Origin of the sequence: Mesorhizobium sp. M8A.F.Ca.ET.208.01.1.1 (assembly GCF_004791315.1) — a bacterium.
Classification (GTDB): Bacteria; Pseudomonadota; Alphaproteobacteria; order Rhizobiales; family Rhizobiaceae; genus Mesorhizobium.
In genome coordinates this window covers 1-283 of record NZ_SRUT01000408.1, presented here as the reverse complement: position 1 = coordinate 283, position 283 = coordinate 1, and the positions used below count along the sequence as shown (strand labels likewise).

1 pseudogene is annotated in these 283 nt (G+C 66.4%); it reads right to left on the bottom strand.

The annotated features are described in order from the left end of the window. Positions 1-44 precede the first annotated feature (44 nt). Positions 45-283, bottom strand: a pseudogene (locus EN851_RS35870) (ABC transporter substrate-binding protein); the annotation flags it as partial.

The following is a 283-nucleotide window of genomic DNA, read 5'->3' as shown; positions in this document are numbered from 1 at the left end:
CCTGTTTGCCTGCCCCGGTCGCGCGCGGGACAGGCGGGAGGAGCCTATTTGCCTTCGAGATAGGCGTTCCAGAAATAGGGCCATGGCGCCGGCGTCACGCCCTTCAGCGTCGGCGCCTGGGCGGCCAGGGCGTTGAAGTCGCCGATCTTGACCGCCGGAACCTCGTCGAGGACCGCCTTCTGGACATCGGCGAACAGCTGGACGCGCTTGGCCGGATCGGATTCGGCATTGAAGGCATCGAGCACCTTGTGCTTGCGGTCGGAGACCCACCAACCTGGCGAGG